This is a genomic window from Marinomonas sp. SBI8L (assembly GCF_001624705.1).
Classification (GTDB): domain Bacteria; phylum Pseudomonadota; class Gammaproteobacteria; order Pseudomonadales; family Marinomonadaceae; genus Marinomonas.
In genome coordinates this window covers 17,512-37,377 of the sequence record NZ_JSEO01000008.1, presented here as the reverse complement: position 1 = coordinate 37,377, position 19,866 = coordinate 17,512, and the positions used below count along the sequence as shown (strand labels likewise).

18 protein-coding genes are annotated in these 19,866 nt (G+C 41.2%); 5 read left to right on the top strand and 13 right to left on the bottom strand.

Translation table 11 applies throughout. The annotated features are described in order from the left end of the window. Positions 1 to 56 precede the first annotated feature (56 nt). Positions 57 to 677: a 23S rRNA (uridine(2552)-2'-O)-methyltransferase RlmE gene (gene rlmE, locus OA91_RS13105; RefSeq protein ID WP_046016688.1), complete on the bottom strand. Its 621-nt coding sequence runs from the start codon at positions 675 to 677 to the stop codon at positions 57 to 59. Positions 678 to 777: 100 nt separating this feature from the next. Between rlmE and OA91_RS13100 the strand changes: the two genes are divergently transcribed. Together OA91_RS13100 and OA91_RS13095 are read left to right on the top strand one after the other, a co-directional pair. Then, positions 778 to 1,080, top strand: coding sequence for a YhbY family RNA-binding protein (locus OA91_RS13100; protein WP_046016689.1), 303 nt, complete (start codon positions 778 to 780; stop codon positions 1,078 to 1,080). Positions 1,081 to 1,204: 124 nt separating this feature from the next. Beyond that, positions 1,205 to 1,978: a hypothetical protein gene (locus tag OA91_RS13095; protein WP_063338802.1), complete on the top strand. Its 774-nt coding sequence runs from the start codon at positions 1,205 to 1,207 to the stop codon at positions 1,976 to 1,978. A 28-nt stretch (positions 1,979 to 2,006) separates the two neighbouring features. Here the strand turns inward: OA91_RS13095 and OA91_RS13090 are convergent, their stop codons facing one another. From OA91_RS13090 to OA91_RS13075, 4 genes are all read right to left on the bottom strand, one after another. Continuing rightward, complete coding sequence (locus OA91_RS13090; protein ID WP_063338801.1) at positions 2,007 to 2,558, bottom strand: helix-turn-helix domain-containing protein; 552 nt, start codon at positions 2,556 to 2,558, stop codon at positions 2,007 to 2,009. A 95-nt stretch (positions 2,559 to 2,653) separates the two neighbouring features. Then, complete coding sequence (gene erpA / locus OA91_RS13085) at positions 2,654 to 2,998, bottom strand: iron-sulfur cluster insertion protein ErpA (RefSeq protein WP_046016691.1); 345 nt, start codon at positions 2,996 to 2,998, stop codon at positions 2,654 to 2,656. A gap of 50 nt (positions 2,999 to 3,048) precedes the next feature. Beyond that, positions 3,049 to 4,635 carry a peptide chain release factor 3 gene (locus OA91_RS13080; RefSeq protein WP_063338800.1) on the bottom strand — a complete coding sequence of 529 codons (1,587 nt, stop codon included), beginning with the start codon at positions 4,633 to 4,635 and terminating at the stop codon, positions 3,049 to 3,051. A gap of 245 nt (positions 4,636 to 4,880) precedes the next feature. After that, on the bottom strand, positions 4,881 to 5,126 hold the full coding sequence (locus tag OA91_RS13075) for a hypothetical protein (RefSeq protein ID WP_063338799.1): 246 nt from the start codon (positions 5,124 to 5,126) through the stop codon (positions 4,881 to 4,883). Positions 5,127 to 5,399: 273 nt separating this feature from the next. On the opposite strand from OA91_RS13075, the gene OA91_RS13070 reads away from it, so the two are divergent. Further along, complete coding sequence (locus OA91_RS13070) at positions 5,400 to 6,749, top strand: DEAD/DEAH box helicase (protein WP_063338798.1); 1,350 nt, start codon at positions 5,400 to 5,402, stop codon at positions 6,747 to 6,749. A 66-nt stretch (positions 6,750 to 6,815) separates the two neighbouring features. Here OA91_RS13070 and OA91_RS13065 read toward each other — a convergent pair whose 3' ends face one another. The 4 genes from OA91_RS13065 to OA91_RS13050 all read right to left on the bottom strand — a co-directional run bounded on the left by OA91_RS13065 (position 6,816) and on the right by OA91_RS13050 (position 13,470). Continuing rightward, on the bottom strand, positions 6,816 to 8,150 hold the full coding sequence (locus tag OA91_RS13065) for an MATE family efflux transporter (protein ID WP_063338797.1): 1,335 nt from the start codon (positions 8,148 to 8,150) through the stop codon (positions 6,816 to 6,818). Between the two features lie 287 nt (positions 8,151 to 8,437). After that, positions 8,438 to 9,367 (bottom strand): branched-chain amino acid transaminase, encoded by a 930-nt coding sequence (locus OA91_RS13060; protein WP_197477807.1) that lies wholly within the window; start codon positions 9,365 to 9,367, stop codon positions 8,438 to 8,440. A gap of 89 nt (positions 9,368 to 9,456) precedes the next feature. Next, entirely contained in the window at positions 9,457 to 12,447 is a 2,991-nt protein-coding gene (glnE, locus tag OA91_RS13055; RefSeq protein ID WP_063338796.1) for a bifunctional [glutamate--ammonia ligase]-adenylyl-L-tyrosine phosphorylase/[glutamate--ammonia-ligase] adenylyltransferase, read from the bottom strand. 78 nt (positions 12,448 to 12,525) lie between these two features. Beyond that, the gene (locus OA91_RS13050; protein WP_063338795.1) at positions 12,526 to 13,470 is read right to left on the bottom strand and encodes a CYTH domain-containing protein; all 945 of its coding nucleotides are present in this window, start codon (positions 13,468 to 13,470) and stop codon (positions 12,526 to 12,528) included. Positions 13,471 to 13,621: 151 nt separating this feature from the next. On the opposite strand from OA91_RS13050, the gene argE reads away from it, so the two are divergent. Then, entirely contained in the window at positions 13,622 to 14,773 is a 1,152-nt protein-coding gene (argE, locus tag OA91_RS13045; RefSeq protein WP_063338794.1) for an acetylornithine deacetylase, read from the top strand. Between the two features lie 66 nt (positions 14,774 to 14,839). After that, positions 14,840 to 16,162, top strand: a complete 1,323-nt coding sequence (gene argA / locus OA91_RS13040; protein ID WP_082827935.1) for an amino-acid N-acetyltransferase — start codon at positions 14,840 to 14,842, stop codon at positions 16,160 to 16,162. Between the two features lie 83 nt (positions 16,163 to 16,245). Here the strand turns inward: argA and OA91_RS13035 are convergent, their stop codons facing one another. From OA91_RS13035 to OA91_RS13020, 4 genes are all read right to left on the bottom strand, one after another. Continuing rightward, complete coding sequence (locus tag OA91_RS13035; protein WP_063338793.1) at positions 16,246 to 17,640, bottom strand: DegQ family serine endoprotease; 1,395 nt, start codon at positions 17,638 to 17,640, stop codon at positions 16,246 to 16,248. Between the two features lie 150 nt (positions 17,641 to 17,790). Next, on the bottom strand, positions 17,791 to 18,255 hold the full coding sequence (locus tag OA91_RS13030; protein WP_046016701.1) for a SoxR reducing system RseC family protein: 465 nt from the start codon (positions 18,253 to 18,255) through the stop codon (positions 17,791 to 17,793). Next, complete coding sequence (locus tag OA91_RS13025) at positions 18,255 to 19,208, bottom strand: MucB/RseB C-terminal domain-containing protein (protein ID WP_063338792.1); 954 nt, start codon at positions 19,206 to 19,208, stop codon at positions 18,255 to 18,257. The genes OA91_RS13030 and OA91_RS13025 overlap by 1 nt, the downstream gene beginning before the upstream one ends. Positions 19,209 to 19,220: 12 nt before the next feature. After that, positions 19,221 to 19,865, bottom strand: a complete 645-nt coding sequence (locus OA91_RS13020) for a sigma-E factor negative regulatory protein (RefSeq protein WP_063338791.1) — start codon at positions 19,863 to 19,865, stop codon at positions 19,221 to 19,223. Position 19,866 lies beyond the last annotated feature (1 nt).

Genomic DNA, 19,866 nt, shown 5'->3' with positions numbered 1-19,866 from the left:
ACGTTTGAATAAATGACCTTCAGCAAGTATATACCAGCTCTAAGCCCATCCCTAATTTACCCTTTAAATTGTCTACCTAACAAATAAACTTCTCTACTTCTCGCACGAGAAGCATCAGGTTTACGTGTTACAACACTAGCAAACATGCCGCGCATTGCCTTTAAATACTCATCAAAGCCCTCTCCTTGGAAAACTTTTACTAAAAAATTTCCGCCAGGTCGTAAAACTTGTGAAGCCATATCTAAAGCCAATTCCACCAAATACATGGATTGCGGCTGATCAACAGCGCTATTACCACTCATATTGGGGGCCATATCTGAAATTACAAGATCTGCATGCTCATCTCCTATCGCTTTTAGGATTTCTTGATAAACATCATCCTCTGTAAAGTCCCCTTGAACAAAGGTTACACCTGGCAAAGGTGCCATTTCTAAAATATCCGATGCAACAACTTTACCCTTGTCTCCAATCAATCTCCCCGCGATTTGAGACCAACCACCTGGCGCTGCACCTAAATCTACCACCTTCATGCCAGATTTAAGCAACTTGTCCTTATCATTTATCTCAATTAATTTATAACTAGCGCGTGAACGATAGCCATCTTGCTGAGAACGCCTTACATAAACGTCATCAAAATGCTCTTTCATCCAGCTTTCACTACTTTTTGATCTTGCCACGGTTTCTTCATACCTAAATTCAACAATATTCCGTTATAATATATCTTAACCTCTAAAGCCTCCATCAAAGAGGAGTAACTAAACATGAGAAAATTAAAATATGAGCATATCCAACGTTCAAAAAAAGCAATATAGACTTATTGGTCACGCATTAAACCCTGTTGTTATGATTGCAGGTAATGGTTTAACAGAAGCCGTATTAACTGAAGTTGATCGCGCTCTTGAAGATCACGAACTCATTAAAGTACGTTTTAGCATCATGGACCGTGAAGTTCGCAGTGACCTTATTGCAGAAACAAGCAAAATCATGAAATGTGAAGTTGTACAAACTATTGGTAAAGTAGCCCTTTTTTACCGCAAAGCATTAGAACCAAACCCTAAGCTTTCAAATCTACTACGCTAGTTTTTAGTAAGACTGGTGATACCTTCACCAGTCTTCTTCTCCTACCCCAAACCAACTGATTAAACTTTAACCAACAAGTGCCGATAACAATATTACCCATTAGCTTTTTATTAGGATTAATGTCGTGATATTTATTCAAGCCCTTGAAAAAATGCATGCAAAAGCAAATGACAAGGTTAAAATTAGAGCCCGTTCAAACCAGCATGCCACAAAACCAGATGCTGATAGCGTTTTTTTAAGTGACGCAGCAAACCATGCTGTTGAAGTTAATCTTACAAGCGAGGCTTACACTAAGCTTGATGCTAATATGAGCATTGAAGCCAGCTTGTTACAAGCAGCAATCCAACACCTAAATAAAACTCTGGTGCCGATTTATTCGCTCGATGAATTAGATCTTGGCCACAACAAGTGGCATTTAGCACTACAGCAACCGCCAAACACAGTTCCACGCCACAAAAACCACTATGGACTTGGCGTAAAGCCCTGCCCTACAGACATACTTAACTATAAGTTTGTCATGCCTGTTACCAGCACAGCAGGAAGACAATTTGAGTTTTACTTGGAGTTAAGAGTGGCTAGGTTTACACAAGCAGCCAACCATTGGCCTTTGCCTGAGATAGAACCCATTCAGCTAGAGGTTATTCCTAGCCCATACAATGGTCGCTTCCTAGAGAGCATCAATACTGATAACCATTATTTTCTTGATCAAGATGGTGACGAGAATCAAACTCTACCAATTTTAAATAACATGCGGGATAAAACTAAATTTAAGGACTTACCAGAAAATCACTTTTTTAGTGGTTTAAGGGTTTGGCGCTGCAACAATGACTTAATCAAAATAATTCTATTAGGCGAGCCCGGTCTAGGCGCTATCTATATCGCCAATATCAAAACGTAAAGCTAATCGCTATAACTAGAAAGTAACGTTAGCTTTTTGCAGTTGCAGCCACACAAAACATTAAAGCTTCTGTATAAGTATGATTGAAAATTTTGTGGGGCAAGTGAGACTCAAAATAAAAACTATCACCCACCTCCAGTGAGTGCTTTTTTCCTTTTATATCTAAAACCAATTTGCCCTTTATCAGGTAACCTGTCTTTTCTGCTAACTTGGCGTTTTCTTCCACATCGCTGATAGCACCAGCAGGATAACGCTGGACTGTCGCACACATAGCCCGTTCTTTTATGAAGTGTTTACCTACAAGCTGTTTACTCACTTGATCATGACTGACATCTAGCAAATCATCTTCTTTATATACCACCTGATAATCTAACTCGTCCGCTTGTGAAGTATCAAAAAAGCTGGATAAAGGCACGGCCAATGCCGCTAATACCTTTTCAAGAGAACTAATACTCGGACTCACTTTATTCGTCTCTATCATAGAGATGGCACTATTAGTCATGCCTGCTCGTTTAGCGAGTTCACGCTGAGATATTTTTTTATTTTTTCTTAGCTGATAAAGCCTTTCTCCAACATTCATCTCACCCTCCCTAAACAGCCTTTTTTACAGATTTAAAAACAAAAAAAGCCGTCATAAAATACGGCTTTTCTAGGTCACAATTCCGGTCTATTAAGCTAAATACTAAAAGACGAACCACAACCACAAGTTGAGCTAGCATTTGGATTTTTTACCGTGAAGCGAGACCCTTCAAGCCCTTCTTGATAATCCACTTCAGAACCAACAAGGTATTGGAAACTTAAAGGATCAACCACCATCTTTACGCCTTCACGCTCAACAGTCGTATCATCTTCTTGAAACTCTTCATCAAAGGTAAAACCATACTGAAATCCAGAACAACCACCACCCGTTACATAAACACGTAACATCAAACGATTATTCTCTTCTTCTTCAATTAGGTTTTTAAGTTTACTTGCTGCTGCATGAGTAAACTCAAAGGGTTCTACAGATTGTACTGTCATTACTACTCCAGTGAAGCATTTCAATTAGCCAACTAGGCTAATCACTTCATTTAATGTTCACGTGTCGATCTAAAACGCACGTCAGGCCATTTCTCTTCGGCCATCATAAGATTAACTCTAGTAGGTGCAATATAAGTTAAATGCCCGCCACCATCAATCGCTAGGTTAGCCACATTTTTGCGTTTAAACTCTTCAAAGATCTTATCATCTTCACAGTCAACCCAACGGGCTGTTGCCACATTTACAGGTTCGTACAAACACTCTACCTTGTACTCATCTTTAAGACGGTAAGCAACAACTTCATACTGTAACTGACCCACGGCACCAACAATAAGGTCATTATTTATTTGCGGCATAAATAACTGAGTTGAACCTTCTTCTGATAACTGCTGTAAACCTTTTTGTAAGGCTTTCATCTTAAGAGGGTCTTTCAAACGCACTCGGCGAAATAGTTCAGGGGCAAAATGAGGAATACCCGTAAACTTAAGCTCTTCACCTGAAGTAAAGGTGTCACCTATCTGAATCGTACCATGGTTATGTAAACCAATAATATCGCCCGAGAAAGCTTCTTCTACCCCTTCCCTATCACCTGCTGTGAAAGATACTGCATCCGTTACCTTAACATCTTTCCCTAAACGACAGTGTTTCATCTTCATGCCACGATTATAGGTACCAGAACAGATACGCATAAAGGCAACACGGTCTCTGTGTTTCGGGTCCATGTTCGCTTGAATCTTGAATACAAAACCAGAGAACTTCTCTTCACGAGCATCGACATCACGTGTTTTAGCTGCACGATGGCTAGGCGCTGGCGCCCATTTAACAAAGCCATCCAGCATTTCGCGTACACCAAAGTTAGACAAGGCAGTACCAAAGAAAACAGGAGTAATACGGCCTGCTAGGTATTCATCATGATCAAATTCATGGCTAGCACCACGAACTAATTCAATTTCATCTAAGAAGTCATCATACAAATCACCTAGATGTGCTTTCGCTTCATCAGACTCGATACCTTGAATTTGCACATCATCCGTTAATTTATGACCACGACCTCCTTCATATACATGAATGGTGTCAGTATATAAATTATAAACCCCCTTAAAAAAGGTACTCATTCCAATTGGCCAAGTAACAGGTGCAGCCTTAATTTTTAAGACTTCTTCCACTTCATCCAAAAGCTCAATTGGATCACGGATATCTCGGTCCATTTTGTTGATGAAAGTTAGAATTGGTGTATCACGCAAACGACACACTTCCATTAACTTGATGGTACGATCCTCGACACCTTTCGCGCCGTCAATCACCATCAATACCGAGTCAACAGCAGTCAAAGTACGATAAGTATCTTCCGAGAAATCTTCGTGTCCAGGGGTATCCAAAAGATTAACCATGCGATCACGATAAGGGAACTGCATCACAGATGAGGTAATGGAAATACCACGCTGTTGCTCCATTGTCATCCAGTCTGAGGTTGCATGTTTATCGCCCTTACGGCCTTTCACACTACCTGCTGTTTGAATCAATTGACCCAGTAACAACAGCTTTTCAGTAATGGTGGTTTTACCCGCATCAGGGTGAGAAATAATCGCAAAGGTACGTCTTTGATCGACTTCCTTTATAAACTCGGCATTAGACATGAATAAGTATCTTCTTTGGTTTCAAGAGGGCTGGATTAAGTAAGCCTTCTGAGCATTAAATTTGAATGGGCGCTATTTTCGCTGATCTTGAGCAGATACACAATCCAAGCAGGGATTTAAAAGCAAGATCTAAGATAAAGAGATAAAAGACAGAAGATTAAAACAATATTGGAAATATCACTAAAAGTGCCACGCCCCCCTATCGGCAGATAGAACACAGGGGGCCTGACAAAAACAAAATTGGGTTAATGCTTTTCTTCAATCAATTGCCACCAAGCAGCTAAGGTGGGCGTTTTCACTAAATCGATGAAATTAACGGCTAAGCCTGCATTTCGCCAATAGATACTTAAATTCATAATTTGCAAAGAACCCAAACCGTAATAAACTAGATTCTCTTGCTCATCGAGATCATTTACGCCCTGCAGCAAAGACAACAAACATGAGCGCAAAGCTAACTTGTTCTCAGGAATCGATACAGAGTTGTTAGGCATATATCTTTAACCACCACATATTGAATTAATACTAATTATGATATCAAAACAAAACGCAAATAGGAATCATTATCAATATAATGTCAAAACCACTTAACCTTATGACTTTTAATTTAACGATTACTCGAATCTAAAGAACCTAACCTTTATTAGATACTATTGTTTTAAACTTTGAAGTGGAGTTTCAATAGCGCTGCCTCCACTTATAAGTTAAGCTGCGCGCTTTCTAACATAAGCATTAGTAATCCATATCAATTAATACGAGTAAGCACTATGAGTTTTGCCGAACTTGGCCTTTCTAAACCGATTCTCGCAGCCATCAAAGAATCAGGTTATAGCAAACCTTCTCCGATTCAGAAGCAAGCTATCCCTGCCATTCTTGAAAATAATGACATCATGGCAGCGGCTCAAACAGGTACAGGTAAAACAGCAGGCTTTACCTTACCCCTACTTGAGATATTAAGCCGAGGCGCTAAGGCGAGTCCGAACCAAGTTAGAGCGCTCGTATTAACCCCAACAAGGGAGTTGGCAGCACAAGTAGCAGACAGTGTTGCAACCTACGGCAAAAACCTAAACTTAAGGTCTGACGTTGTTTTTGGTGGCGTAAAAATCAACCCACAAATGATGCGCCTGCGTAAAGGCACAGACATTCTTGTTGCGACGCCAGGACGTTTACTTGATCTCTATAATCAAAAAGCCATACGCTTTGATCAATTAGAAGTCTTGGTGCTTGATGAAGCAGACCGTATGCTAGATATGGGTTTCATTCATGATATTAAAAAGGTGTTAGCACTCCTACCTAAACGCAGACAAAGTCTACTTTTCTCCGCCACCTTCTCTGATGACATCAGACAGTTAGCAAAAGGCTTAATGAATAACCCAGTAGAAGTCTCTGTTTCTCCAGCTAATGCAGCAACTCCGACAGTACATCACCTGCTTCATCCGGTAGATAAAAAAGAGAAAACGGCCTTACTGATTCATTTAATTATTAGCCAAAACTGGCAACAAGCTTTGGTATTTAGCCGCACCAAACATGGCGCAAATAAAATTGTACAAAAGCTAAATGACGCAGGCATCAGTGCCGCTGCCATTCATGGTAATAAAAGCCAAGGGGCAAGAACAAAAGCCTTAGCAGACTTTAAAAACTCTGACATTAAAATTTTAGTGGCAACTGATATCGCTGCCAGAGGGATAGATATAGAGCAACTGCCACAGGTGGTAAACTTTGACCTACCTAATGTTGCAGAAGATTATGTACACCGTATCGGCCGTACTGGCCGTGCTGGTGCATCAGGTAAAGCAGTCTCTTTGGTGAGCGCTGACGAAGTGGATCAGCTAAAAGACATTGAACGCCTCATTAAAAAGTTAATTCCTAGAGAGACCTTAGTGGGCTTTGATCCAAACCATGTAGTACCAGAAACACGTTTAGATACTCGACCAATCAAAGCTAAAAAGCCAAAAAAACCAAAGAAGAATCATCAACAATCTAATGATTCAAGTAAGAAGCCTGCAAACAAGAATCAAGGCCCAATCAAACTTGAGCCAGGCCTTAGAACACAACCATTAGCACCAAAACGTAAGCCGCGCCGTCGTCGCCCTGCAAAAACAGCTGATAACAGTTAATCACTCTGCTTTGCATGATTGATCTACTCAATATTGAATCTCTCAACTAGAGAATCAATAAATAGATCAATCATGCGACTGAGCAAAAATATGCCCTTTAATTCGCGAGAATAAATAAGCGCAATAACCCACACCCGCCACCAGCTGCACACTCCAAAGCAAGACTAAATTTTCTACCCCTAAATAGATAAAAATCCCCATGATGGGTAATAGAATTAGCCAATGATAAACCCCTGTGTATTTCAGCACAGTTTGGTGTAGCCCCATTCCAAACAAGGTTTGAGTAAAAAGTGACATGAATACCGCTAAGGGAGCCTCTAACAAGACTAATAACAACAGCTGACGTATCTCATCCGCCAAACTAATACTTTCCACAAATAAAACCGAAATCGCCCCTAAGAAGGGCCAAAGGGCTAGAGCCAATAAAAAGTAAGTTAATATGCCTGTTGTTAAGGCGGTATATAACACGCTACGAATTGCGTGAGTATCGCCAGCCCCCACCGCCTTACCCGTTACAGCGCCCGTAACACTGCCCAAGCCCCTAATCGGAATCACATAAATACGTGAAATGCGCATCACCAAACTCGCAATGAGAAGACTGGTAGCTGAAATGTTAGCAAACATGGCAAGTAACACCACGCTGTAACCAATAAATAGAAATTGGCTTAAACCCACCATAATCGCTTTCATTAGCATGGGTTTAACCCCCTCTAATTGAATTTTTTCTAATCGAATAAAGCGGGCAACAGAATAAAGCGCAAAGATAAGATTACCCAAAATATGGCTAAAAGCGGTAGCAAACCCTGCCCCAGCCACCCCATAACCCATATCAACAGCAAGATAAGTACTCACTAAATTAAATAGGTTAATCGAGATATTGCGATACATATTCACAGAAGAAAGGCCACAAGAAACCAGATAACCAGACAAGCACAAGCCCAATGCCATAAAAGGTAACCCCCAAATACGGGAAACCAGATAATCTTCCGCAAAACCTGAATGAGAAATATCAGAGACATAACCTTGGGCAATATAGCTAGCTAAGCTAAGTAGCAGTGTCATCAAAACCAAACTGATACAAGTACAGGTCAGTACCGAGGTAGAAAAGCAAATATGAGCTTGTTTTAGGTTTTTAGCCCCCATAGCTTGAGAACATTCCGTTCTCACCACAATAAAAAAGCCAATAAAAATGGATTGCAACAAAAGGAAGACAAAGCTCATGCTAGAGGCTGCACCAAGGGCTTCTGCACCCAAAGAGCTAATAATCAAAAGGTCTACTAGAGTAAGGCTTTGCAAACCAATAGAGGAAACGGCATTAGGTAGCCATTGACGGACAATTTTCTGAAAAGCATCAAAGTCGAATATGTGACGCTCTTTTAATCGCAACATCACCGCATTCATAAGCGAAATTCCACGTGAGACTTAGGCTTATTGCGATTCCATTGCATATAGACATCCTGATTGTCAGCTTAAAGAAAAGCTGAACCCGCTTATATTTTTTTGCCAACTCCCTAAATATGATTCATAAGTTTAAAAACTGAAAGTTATTCACTTTATTTTTTGTATATTTTTTATACAAAAAGTTTGGATACCGTATTTTGTTTAGCACAAAAAAAACCAGCCTTTTGGCTGGTTTCTTCAGACATATAATTTAAAGCTAGTTCATCATAAACTTGCTTTTATTTTGATTAACAATAAGTTAACCAGTGGTCATACTTGCTATTACGACCTTTTACGATATCAAAGTACAAGGTTTGTAGCTTCTCTGTAATAGGGCCTCGAGCACCACTGCCAATCTGGCGATTATCGAGTTCTCTAATCGGCATAACTTCTGCTGCAGTACCGGTAAAGAATGCTTCATCTGCCACATATACTTCATCACGGGTTAAACGTTTTTCTTTAACCGTATAACCTAGCTCTTCAGCTAGTTGAATGATGGTGCGACGCGTAATACCATCAAGGCATGATGTCAGTTCAGGTGTGTAAATAATGCCGTCACGAATCACGAAGATATTTTCACCTGAACCTTCAGCTACATAGCCTTCGTTATCAAGCAACAAGGCTTCTTCACAACCAGACTGCAATGCTTCTTGCAATGCCAACATGGAGTTCATGTAGTTACCATTAGCTTTGGCTTTACACATGGTAATGTTGACATGATGACGAGTATAAGAAGACGTACGGATGCGAATTCCTTTAGCTAGGTTCTCTTCACCCATATAAGATGGCCACTCCCAAGCAGCTACCATGGTATGAGTTTGCAGGTTATCAGCACGTAACCCCATACCTTCAGAACCATAAAAACACATAGGACGAATATAAGCAGAAGCCAATTTATTCTCTTGAATAGATTTGACGTGAGCTTGATTAACCTCTTCCTTAGTGCAAGGCATTGGCATGTTAAGAATATGAGCCGAGCGGAACAAACGGTCAGTATGTTCTTCTAGTCTAAAAATGGCAGGACCTTTTGGTGTTTCATAGGCACGAACCCCTTCAAATACGCCCATGCCATAATGCAATGTATGTGTTAACACATGCACCTTTGCATCACGCCAATCAACCATTTCACCGTCTAACCAGATGAAACCATCTCTATCTGCCATAGTTGGCATTGCCATACTCTTTCTCCTATCTCATACATTTGCAAAGGCTGCCAGTTACCAGCCTTATTATTGTTTTATATTTATTAGCATCCTAGTAAGAGACCTTAACTCTCTTTTAAGACAAATGCTTGCCACAAATTATTAACCTGTTCCTGATTCGCTTGCAACTGCTGTTTTGGAATCACACGCGTTTGTTTTTGCAGAGTCAGTCTATGGGTCTGTGCACGATACAATTTATAAGTCTCGGTCATGCTTTCTGCATCTTCTTGGCTCAATACACCAGCCAAAACAGCGGCTTCAATTTGACGTATATTATCTGAGTATTGCATTAACTCAGGATGAGTCGCCGACCAAGCTAATACTAAATATTGCACCATAAACTCGATATCTATGATACCACCAGCACCCTGTTTAAGATCGAAGCTGGTATCTGTCTTACTACTGTCTAGGTGTTTGCGCATTTTTTCACGCATCTTGATGACTTCAGTTTTTAATTCTGTCTTATCGCGTACGATAGACAGAATTTGCTGTCGCTGCGCCTCAAACTCTTGCCCTAACGCTTGGTTCCCAGACAGCACTCTTGCTCGGGTTAGCGCCTGATGCTCCCAAATCCAAGCTTCTTTATTTTGATAGTCAGTAAAAGCATCTAAACTGGTTACCAATAAACCTGAATTTCCTGAAGGGCGTAAACGCATATCCACTTCATATAAACGTCCACAAGAGGTAAAGCTTGTTAGCATATGGATGATACGCTGCCCTAAGCGAGTATAGAAAGTAAGGTTATCTATACTGCGATCACCATTAGTATTAGCGCTTCTATCGCTATTGTGGATAAAGACTAAATCTAAATCTGAGTCATAACCTAGCTCTAACCCACCCGACTTACCATAGCCAACGACGACCAATTCAGGGGCAAGTACAGCCTCAAGCTGTGCATCCTCATTCTTCTTGGTCGGATAGCCATGTCTATGAATTAAATAGTACCAAGCCTTTTGTATTACCTGCTCTAGAATGACTTCTGCCAACCAAGTTAGATGATCACTCACCTTCATTAAAGGCAACACCTCGGTAATATCGCAAGCAGCAATACGTAGGATGATAGAACGGCGGAAACGACGTAAAGCATCCATATGGGCTTCTTCATCATCTTCGGGTAAACGTAATAAAATTTGTTTTAGCTCATCTTCCATCATGCCTTTATCAGGTGGAGAGAAGAGAGTTGTGCCATCGAGTAGCTCATCTAATAACATAGGGCTGCTAGATATCAGCTCACTAAACCAAGAACTATCACGGCTTAAACGTATTAAATGAGAAATCGCTGTCGGGTTTTCGATCAAGAGTACTAAATAAGAGGTTCGCCTTAAAATGGCCTCTAAAATAGGAAACACACGCTCTAAAATAATATCGGGATGTGCTTCACTTTTAAGTGCATAGGTAAAGTCAGCAAAAAATGTTGCTAGCCTTTCCTGCCCAATAGGCTGCATGAAAGCAACGGCTTTAGAGGTTAAAAAGCGGCTGATCTGATCAATTACATTGCTTTGATCATCCCAGCTTACCTCAGCGATAAGATCCGCCACATGTTCTTGATTAAGTGGCTGACTAGCGGCACTGCTACTCGTTTTATCTGCTTTAAGCTCTGTATTTTTTAGCGGAGCCAGAGTTTGACTTAGGCCACTTCGAAATAGCAAACGCCAAGCTTCTCTATCTGAGTTTTCTGCATCCTCTTCTTTGTCATCATCAATCAAGGCAACAAAAAATTGATGCACCTGCTCTCTTGCTTGATCAAGGGCTTGATGTAATTCAGACCAGTTAGAATAGCCAAGCATGATAGCTACTCTGAGTTGCTGTACTTCGTCTTCTGGTAATAACTGCGTCTGTTCATCTTTAATCGCTTGCAAGGCATGCTCTGTACGACGAAGTAACTGATAAGCCAGCCATAGGGCATCCACTTGTTCTGAATCTAAGTAACCCTGTTTAGCCAAATAGGGCAGCACTTGATAAAGTGATTGTGTTTGTAACCCTGTATCACGGCCACCATGTAAGATTTGTAAAGCTTGAACAATGAATTCTATTTCACGAATACCGCCCTGCCCTAACTTAATATTGTGCTCTATGCCTTTACGCTGAACTTCTTTTGCAATCATTTTTTTCAGATCACGCAAGGCTGTAATCGCTGAAAAATCTAAGTATTTACGATAAACAAAAGGTCGTCTTAATTGCTCAAAAGCCAGCTTATCGCACTCTTCTCCTGCCATCACTCGGGATTTGATCATAGCGTATCTTTCCCAGTCACGTCCCTGATCTTGATAGTAATTTTCAAGTGAATCCAGATTAAGCACCAAAGCACCACTTTGCCCATAAGGTCGAAGGCGCATATCTACCCTAAAGACAAATCCATCTAAGGTAATCTGATCTAAATGCTGAATCAGCTTTTGACCTATCTTGGTGAAATACTCCTGGTGCGAGATGGATTTTTTACCGTTTTGTGTTTCTCCATGCTCTCGAAAAGCAAAAATCAAATCGATATCTGAAGAGAGGTTTAACTCACCGCCACCTAGCTTACCCATGCCTATGACTATCATGGAAACTAACTTGCCTTCGCTATCTAGCGCATCCCCATAGAGGTTTTGATAGTTATTTTTTAGCCAGGTTAAGCTGGTTTGTACGCATACATCAGCCAACTCACTTAGAATTTTAGTGAGGTCTTTTAAGTCAATACGCTGCAAAATATCAAGATAAATAAGTCGACACATCCACTGATGACGGAACAAACGAAGTCGCGACATCAAGGTTTTTTCATCTAATTTAAAAAGCTCATCTGCACCAATAGGCAAACACAGTTTTGGAGACATAGCTAATAGACCAGCACTCTCCATGGTTGCCCATTCATCCACCCATTCAGGGAAACGGCTTGCTTGCTGAAAAACATAGTCACTTAGATTCAAAACAGCGTCTAACTCTCCCTGATTAGGGAAATCCGCAAGTGACTGTCTTACCTCTATTAGCTGAGCTAAACGTGCGTCCTGATTGGATGCATTTAATAACTGAGAAAACTGGTTCAAACTTGGATTATTCTGGGGCAACAAAATTGTCATTTTCACCTCGACAACAAGAGCAATATCGATCGCAACAAATTTATAATTTGATTTAAAGTCACTGAAGACACAGCCAGATTACTGACTATTTTGTCTATTAAGCCAACGGGCGATGGCTAGCATGGACTGTCCCGTTTCTAAAAGTGCAGTCAGCGGTAATGGTGACTCAGAATCAAGCTGCATCATTTTACGTTTCATTAGGGTTTCAAGATTCACTAGGTCCTGAGCTAATAAAGGGCTAACAAAGTTAGCTAGCTGATCCATGGCATCATACACAGGGGTTAGAAAAGCAATATCATCATAAAAACACATGGCTTCCCAGTAAACTAACCAGGTTTCATACCAAAAAGCCCCCTGCTCTATAGCACTGGCATTTTCACTGAGTGCATCTGGTAGTTCAATCTTATTATCTTTTAAACGCACTCCTTTCTGCGCTTTACTCACGGTACTCACTTGTACTGGCACAGTAAGGGCTAAACGACTGGCAAAATCATACAAAGCAATCTCATCACCAGATTTTAATTCTAATTCGAGTTCACTGATTTGGTCCTTACCATAGGGAGAAGTCACTTCACCTTGATCACACACCACTTCCATCAAGGTGTTAGTGGCTTTAATCAACCAGATTTGACGTTCAAAGTCGGTACGAAATACTTGTTCTAGACCTTTTTCCCAAGCTCTATCATGTAAGGACTCAGGTAACATCTCATCTGTTAAACGCTCAAGCTCCAGCTTGTCTTCTTTAATATCCCATTCCCACTCGCCACGAGCATGCATACCAATACGGTTAGAGCCTCGTGTCTTTAGCGTCTGGATATAGCGTTCGTTAATCGCTCGAATGCGTAAGGCAATGCCAGCATTCATTAAGGTTTTATCTTGAGTATCAAAGTAGCCATTCATCAGTTGAAGACTTGGTTCTGCATGACACTCAGGCTCCTGTTGGCAAATTGCATTTAAAAAGTCATAGGCTAAGTTAAGGTGATCCTTCTGAATCATTAACTTAAGCTCAAGTTCCATTGCCATGATAAAACCTCATCAGTGTCACTCTCTGTTATAAAAAGGGGCATATATAAGCCTAGCAACAGAGAAAAATAAAAAAAGTTCTGGCAGTTTATCAGAATCAGTAGCTTTCACCCTTGGTTCAGGCAAAATAATTAACTTCAAGGAGAAACTTATGTCATTGCCAACACTTATTAATATGATGGGACAGCTGATTACTGCCCCTTCTATCAGTAGTAGCCAATCACAGTGGGACATGTCTAACAAAGCCGTTATCGAGTTGCTCGAGGACTGGCTGAGCCATTTAGGGTTTAAATGTGAAGTTATCAAGCTTGCAGGCCCCTTGGAGAAGTACAACCTTGTTGCCACGCTTGGAGAAGGCGATGGCGGTTTGGTCTTATCCGGTCACACAGATACAGTTCCTTTTGATGAAGGCCGTTGGCAATCCGACCCTTTTACATTAACAGAGCGAGAACAGAAACTATTTGGCCTTGGAACCTGTGATATGAAAGGCTTTTTTGCCATTGTTTTAGATGCGGTCAAAGACATGTGCCAGAGCCCGATCAAACAACCTCTTATCGTACTTGCTACCGCAGATGAAGAAAGTTCGATGAATGGCGCACGCGCCTTGGTTGAAAGCGGCAAACTTAAAGCCAGATATGCTTTGATCGGTGAGCCTACCTCTCTGACACCTATTTATGCCCACAAAGGCATTATGATGGAGCGTATCCGTGTGACAGGGAAAAGTGGTCACTCTTCAAACCCAAACTTGGGCAATAACGCTATGGATGCCATGCATGCCGTTATGTCTGAACTCATGTCATTTCGCCAAGAACTAAAAGCTCAATATCAGAATGCTGACTTTGCCATTGACTACCCTACTCTCAATTTAGGCTGTATTCATGGAGGTGATAGCCCTAACCGAATTTGTGCAGGCTGTGATATTGATTTCGATATTCGTGCGCTTCCCGGTATGAGCAATCAAGCTTTAATCGCAGAAATTGAACAGAGACTACCAATCATAGCGGAGCGCACTGGCACCAAAATTCAATTGGAACACTTGTTCCCTGATGTACCCTCTTTTGCCACTAGTCTCGAATCCGACATAGTCAAAGCCTGTGAAGCTTTAACCAAGAAAAAAGCTGATACGGTTGCTTTCGCAACTGAAGGGCCTTTTTTAAATCAAATGGGAATGGAAACCCTAGTGCTAGGGCCAGGCTCTATTGATCAAGCCCATCAGCCAAATGAATATTTAGCACTAGATCAAATTACGCCTATGCAAGATTTAATTCGATCTTTAGTACGACGATATTGTCTAGAGGCATAAATCATGGAACAAACAGGTTACACTAAGCAACATTTTATTTAATACCCCCAGACCAAGAGGTTTAACGTGTCTGACGATCTGAACTTTGACTTGAGTTACGTTGACTGGTTTCGCCATTCATCGCCTTACATTAACGCTCACAGGGATAAAACTTTCGTAATTTTTATCCCAGGTGAAGCGGCTGAATCCGCACAATTCTCCAATATCATTAGTGACCTTGCACTGATGGATTCACTTGGTATTCGACTCGTCATAGTTCACGGTGCCCGATCACAGATCAATCGTATTTTCGAGAGAGAGGCATTAACGAGCAAACTACATAAAGCTTGCCGCATTACCCCACAAGAGCAACTGCTTCCTATTATTCAAGCATCTGCAGGGGTTCGAGTGCAGATAGAAGCGCAATTATCCATGGCGCTCGCAAATACCCCTATGGCCGGTACACGACTTAAAATTTGCAGTGGTAATCATGTTATTGCCAGACCGCTTGGTGTGGTTGATGGCATAGATTTTGGACACTCAGGTGAAGTAAGACGAATTGACGCCGAAGCCATTAATAAATTGCTAAATGATGACAACATGGTGCTGCTTTCACATTTAGGTTATTCACCTACTGGTGAAGTATTCAATCTAAAAGGTGAAGAGGTAGCGACCCAAGCCGCCATTCAGCTGAAAGCAGACAAACTCATCATGCTTAATTCTGAAGAAGGTATCTTCTCGGATAAAGGTGAACTGGTTTCTGAACTATTAGCAAAGGACGCCGAACGCTTGCTCGAAAAGCTTTCATCGAATAATGAAATTAAGCTGGCCTTACAAGCTTGTATCCAAGCCGTTCGTAATGCCGTGCCTAGGGCACACCTTATCTCCTTTAATGAAAATGGCGGCCTCATCCGTGAGCTATTCACTCGTGAAGGGGCTGGCACCATGATAGACGAGGATAGCTACGAACAGTTAAGGCAAGCCACCATAGATGATGTGGGCGGTATGATGGCTCTCTTAGCACCGCTAGAAGCCAACGGTACTTTAGTAAGACGCTCTAGAGAGTTGCTTGAAAATGAAATAGATCGCTTTATCTTGATAGAGAGAGATAACGCCATTGTTGCTTGCGCCGCTCTATATGCTTTTGAAGATGAGTCGTTAGGCGAGCTTGCCTGTGTCGCAGTTGATCCAAGCTATCGTGGCGGACGTCGTGGGGATAGGCTCCTCAAAGGCATAGAAAGGTCTGCTAGAAAACAGGGGCTTAATAAACTCTTTTTGTTAACCACACGAACCGCTCACTGGTTTATCGAACGTGGCTTTAAGGCAGATAGCCTATCAGCAATCCCAAATGCAAAACAGAGCCTCTATAACTACCAAAGAAACTCTAAGATTTTCATAAAAAAACTATAATCACTCATAAATTCGTGACATCAAAAAAGCCTAAGTAGCGACATCTACTTAGGCTTTTTTACATTCACTTTTAGTTGTACTTGTTATTCCACAATTTTAAAAGGAATAAACATAGGGTAACCATCACGAATCACACGCATAGGTACAGAGTGATTCGCAGGGATAGCACTAACACTACCAAGGAAACGCTCAACACTGTCAATGCTAGTACCATTTAACATGGTAATTACATCACCTTGTTGTAGACCATTACGAGCCGCTGAGCCACCAATCACTTGCTCAATGACAACACCACCACGAATGTTTAAACGGCGCAGCATGTCATCAGAGATTTCACCCACAACCATACCTAAACGGTTTTCTTGTTGTTGTGTTTTAGTCAATTGATCAGGCTCACTTGGATAATTCTTCAAGGTGAAGCTCAATTCCATTTTTTTACCATTACGGTAAATAATTGACTTAGCAACATCACCTGCTTTTAATCCACCCACTCGATAAGGTAATTCTGAAGATTGCTCAATGATTTCATTGTTAAACTCAAGAATAATGTCCCCATCAATCAAACCCGCTTCTTGTGCTGGAGAGTCAGGAATAACTCGGCTAACAAGTGCACCACTTGGGCGGTCTAAGCCAAATGATTCAGCCAGATCACTACTCACATCTTGGATAATCACACCTAACCAAGCTCGAGTTACACGCCCTTCGTTTTTCAACTGATCTACAACTGACATGACTAGGTTAGAAGGAATCGCAAAAGATACCCCCATGAAGCCACCAGAACGGGTATAGATTTGTGAGTTAATACCTATTACTTCACCATCTAAGTTGAAAAGTGGTCCACCTGAATTACCTGGGTTAATAGCTACATCTGTTTGAATAAAAGGTACATAGTTATCAGAAGGTAGGTTGCGGCCTAACGCACTAACGATGCCGGCGGTTACTGTGTAATCAAAACCAAATGGTGATCCTATAGCCAATACCCATTGACCCGGCTTCATATTATCTGAATCACCTATGGTCACTGTTGGTAGGTCTTCTGCTTCAATTTTTAATAAAGCAAGGTCTGTCCTTTTATCTGTGCCCACCAGCTTAGCTTCGTATTCGCGTCTATCATTTAAACGCACATGAATAATATCAGCACCATCAATGACATGGTTATTAGTAAGAACGTAACCATCTGCAGAGATAATAAAACCAGAACCTAATGAGTTCCTTTGCTTACGTTTTGGTTGCTTATCTAATGGTTGTTGGCCAAAGAAGTGACGAAAGAACTCGTTCAATTCTTTTGCATTTGGGTTCAATTGAGGTTGACCTTGTGCTGTCGAAGGTAGCTGTTCTGTACTTATATTAACGACAGCAGGTGATGAATCTTCCACCAGCTCAGTAAAATCAGGTAATTGCATTGCTTTGGCGCTCATACTTGCCACAGCAAATAAGCTAAGCAACCCAATATAAAGAGGGTTTAAACGTTTTATCATTAGCTCGTCTCCTTTATAACGTCAGAGCATTTAGACTCGTTGTTAAGTCTTATAAAAAGAGTAAATCACTTTTTTATTAAGTAAAAATTAAGTCTTAAGTAATATCCAGTTATTTTAAGGCTGTATTTTTAAAGCTTATAAAACAATTGGTTACAACTGTAAGACATCAATGTTTTGGATTGGTTTCGTCTTGATAGACAAAATTTTTGGTTGGAAGTCTGGATCATTCACATGCGCAAGGGACACTTTTCTCGCAAAGTACAAGCCCGTCGCTAAACCGAGAATGGAACCAATAGCAGCAAATATTGACTCATCACTGACTAAACTAGGTAAAACAGCACCTAAGACCAAGCCTAAAAGAGGTACTAAATACATCCATATAGAGGCTTTTAGTAAAGTATCTTCAGGGATACCTACAACCACCTCTTGACCAACTTGGCTAGCAAATGTATCACTCACCATCATACGCATACGATTACTTGAGGATACTTTTGCTATGGCATGATGGCCACAGGCAGATTTGGCTTGGCAAGCAGTGCAACTACTTGTACGAACCGTTTCTACCTCGGCAAAGCCATCACTAACAGAAAGTACTATGCCACTTTCTTCTACCATTATTTTTGCCTCGGCATAATCACGGTAAGGAGTTTACGAATAGTCGCATCAGGCACTTCGCCCACAGCCGTTAGCAAGAAAGGAGAGCCATTCATCATGCTACTTTTCTCGCCCGCAATTGTTGTCCCCATACTCATGATAGTTAGCGGTTTTTGCACGTTTGTCGCTTCAACAAAAATCGAAATGGATGTCATACCATCCGATAATAGCATCATAGACGCTTTATCATTTATCTGCCTTGCACCACGCCAAACAGGCGCAAACCCTGCTGGTAACCAATCAAACACCCAATCACTGGTAACAGACTTAGGTGTGACTTCAATCACATGCTCCGAGTAGGTTCCCATACGTGGCACGAAGTCGTTTTTAGTTAGATTCGGCGATACATTTAAAGAGGTAAATTGTACTCTATCTAGCACTTTACCATTCGATTTTAACGTATCGTGCTTTAGCAAAAAGCCCGTTTCTATATCTAACCAAAACTCATGACCATAACGGTATTGATCTCTTGGTCTTAACTCTAACTTTTGCGCACGGCGGCCAGCAACCAAGCCTTTATCTGTCACAACAAAGTTATAGCCTTTTTGCAGTCTTTCGCCATTAAACTCTTTAAAGCGTTTAAAAGGTGCCGTAATAGGGTCTGTATTGTTAGCAAAGGACATATTTGGATAAACACAGATAACACTGTCATCGATTCGAATGACTTCTATCTTTTCTCCGTCTAAGTCTAATAAGCTTTCATATTCAACCCCATCAATCACACTATGGCGAACTTGCATGCTATTCATGTGAGAATCATGAGAACGTACAAACACGCCTTCATAACTCAAGGTAGAAAAGGCTTCGACCATACGGTTCATCAAACCTAATCCCGAAACATCCTGAGCTGACACACTATTCGCTAAAAGCGCGACAAGTGTGACCGAAACTAAACCAATGCGTCTTAAAAGCATATAAAACGCACCTTACTTCTGCTCAACAGGATAGCTAACAACACGCGCCATAGGTAACATACCTTGGCCCGCCGCCATAGTTGATTGCTCTGCATGCTGGCGTAAGTAACGTTGTAGACGCTTATTGTCTAACTCGATTTCAGCACTCACTTGCTGCAAAGGTTTCACATCTATCGGCAAAGCTAGACTTGGGGCCTGTGCTAAAGCAGGTGTTTGAGGGTTTGTCTCACCTTCTAACAGGTATGATCCACCACCAATCACAACAAAAGCCACACTGGCAGCCATCGCCAAGCCAGACACGGTTTGCTTGATAAAATGTACTTTTGATTCTTTTGGCGCTTTTTCTTCTGTTATAGGCGCGGCTTGAGGCGCTTGAAATTGATCAAAAGACACCACATTTTCACCTTGCTTGGCATCTTCATCTTCTAATCTCTCTATACCTTCTCGCACTCTTGCAACTAAATCTGTCGCCAAATGATCCACTTGATTATCAGAACTCAAAATAGAGCTGGTCAATGCATAGGCATGCATTTTCTCCTGCCACTCTTTTGCGTCCTGCTCTAAGATTTCATCAATCTCAGCTGCCTCACAGTGATCATCAAACAAGCTTGATAAGCTTTCAGCTAAACGATCATTCTGCTCTTGCTTGCTCACCATT

What these genes read in the sequence shown, in the direction of transcription:
- OA91_RS13100 (WP_046016689.1), top strand. Translation starts at nt 778, where the DNA reads ATGAGCATATCCAACGTTCAAAAAAAGCAATATAGACTTATTGGTCAC.
- OA91_RS13090 (WP_063338801.1), bottom strand. Translation starts at nt 2,558, where the DNA reads ATGAATGTTGGAGAAAGGCTTTATCAGCTAAGAAAAAATAAAAAAATA.
- erpA (WP_046016691.1), bottom strand. Translation starts at nt 2,998, where the DNA reads ATGACAGTACAATCTGTAGAACCCTTTGAGTTTACTCATGCAGCAGCA.
- OA91_RS13080 (WP_063338800.1), bottom strand. Translation starts at nt 4,635, where the DNA reads ATGTCTAATGCCGAGTTTATAAAGGAAGTCGATCAAAGACGTACCTTT.
- OA91_RS13075 (WP_063338799.1), bottom strand. Translation starts at nt 5,126, where the DNA reads ATGCCTAACAACTCTGTATCGATTCCTGAGAACAAGTTAGCTTTGCGC.
- OA91_RS13070 (WP_063338798.1), top strand. Translation starts at nt 5,400, where the DNA reads ATGAGTTTTGCCGAACTTGGCCTTTCTAAACCGATTCTCGCAGCCATC.
- OA91_RS13065 (WP_063338797.1), bottom strand. Translation starts at nt 8,150, where the DNA reads ATGAATGCGGTGATGTTGCGATTAAAAGAGCGTCACATATTCGACTTT.
- OA91_RS13060 (WP_197477807.1), bottom strand. Translation starts at nt 9,367, where the DNA reads ATGGCAATGCCAACTATGGCAGATAGAGATGGTTTCATCTGGTTAGAC.
- glnE (WP_063338796.1), bottom strand. Translation starts at nt 12,447, where the DNA reads ATGACAATTTTGTTGCCCCAGAATAATCCAAGTTTGAACCAGTTTTCT.
- OA91_RS13050 (WP_063338795.1), bottom strand. Translation starts at nt 13,470, where the DNA reads ATGGCAATGGAACTTGAGCTTAAGTTAATGATTCAGAAGGATCACCTT.
- argE (WP_063338794.1), top strand. Translation starts at nt 13,622, where the DNA reads ATGTCATTGCCAACACTTATTAATATGATGGGACAGCTGATTACTGCC.
- OA91_RS13035 (WP_063338793.1), bottom strand. Translation starts at nt 17,640, where the DNA reads ATGATAAAACGTTTAAACCCTCTTTATATTGGGTTGCTTAGCTTATTT.
- OA91_RS13030 (WP_046016701.1), bottom strand. Translation starts at nt 18,255, where the DNA reads ATGGTAGAAGAAAGTGGCATAGTACTTTCTGTTAGTGATGGCTTTGCC.
- OA91_RS13025 (WP_063338792.1), bottom strand. Translation starts at nt 19,208, where the DNA reads ATGCTTTTAAGACGCATTGGTTTAGTTTCGGTCACACTTGTCGCGCTT.
- OA91_RS13020 (WP_063338791.1), bottom strand. Translation starts at nt 19,865, where the DNA reads ATGGTGAGCAAGCAAGAGCAGAATGATCGTTTAGCTGAAAGCTTATCA.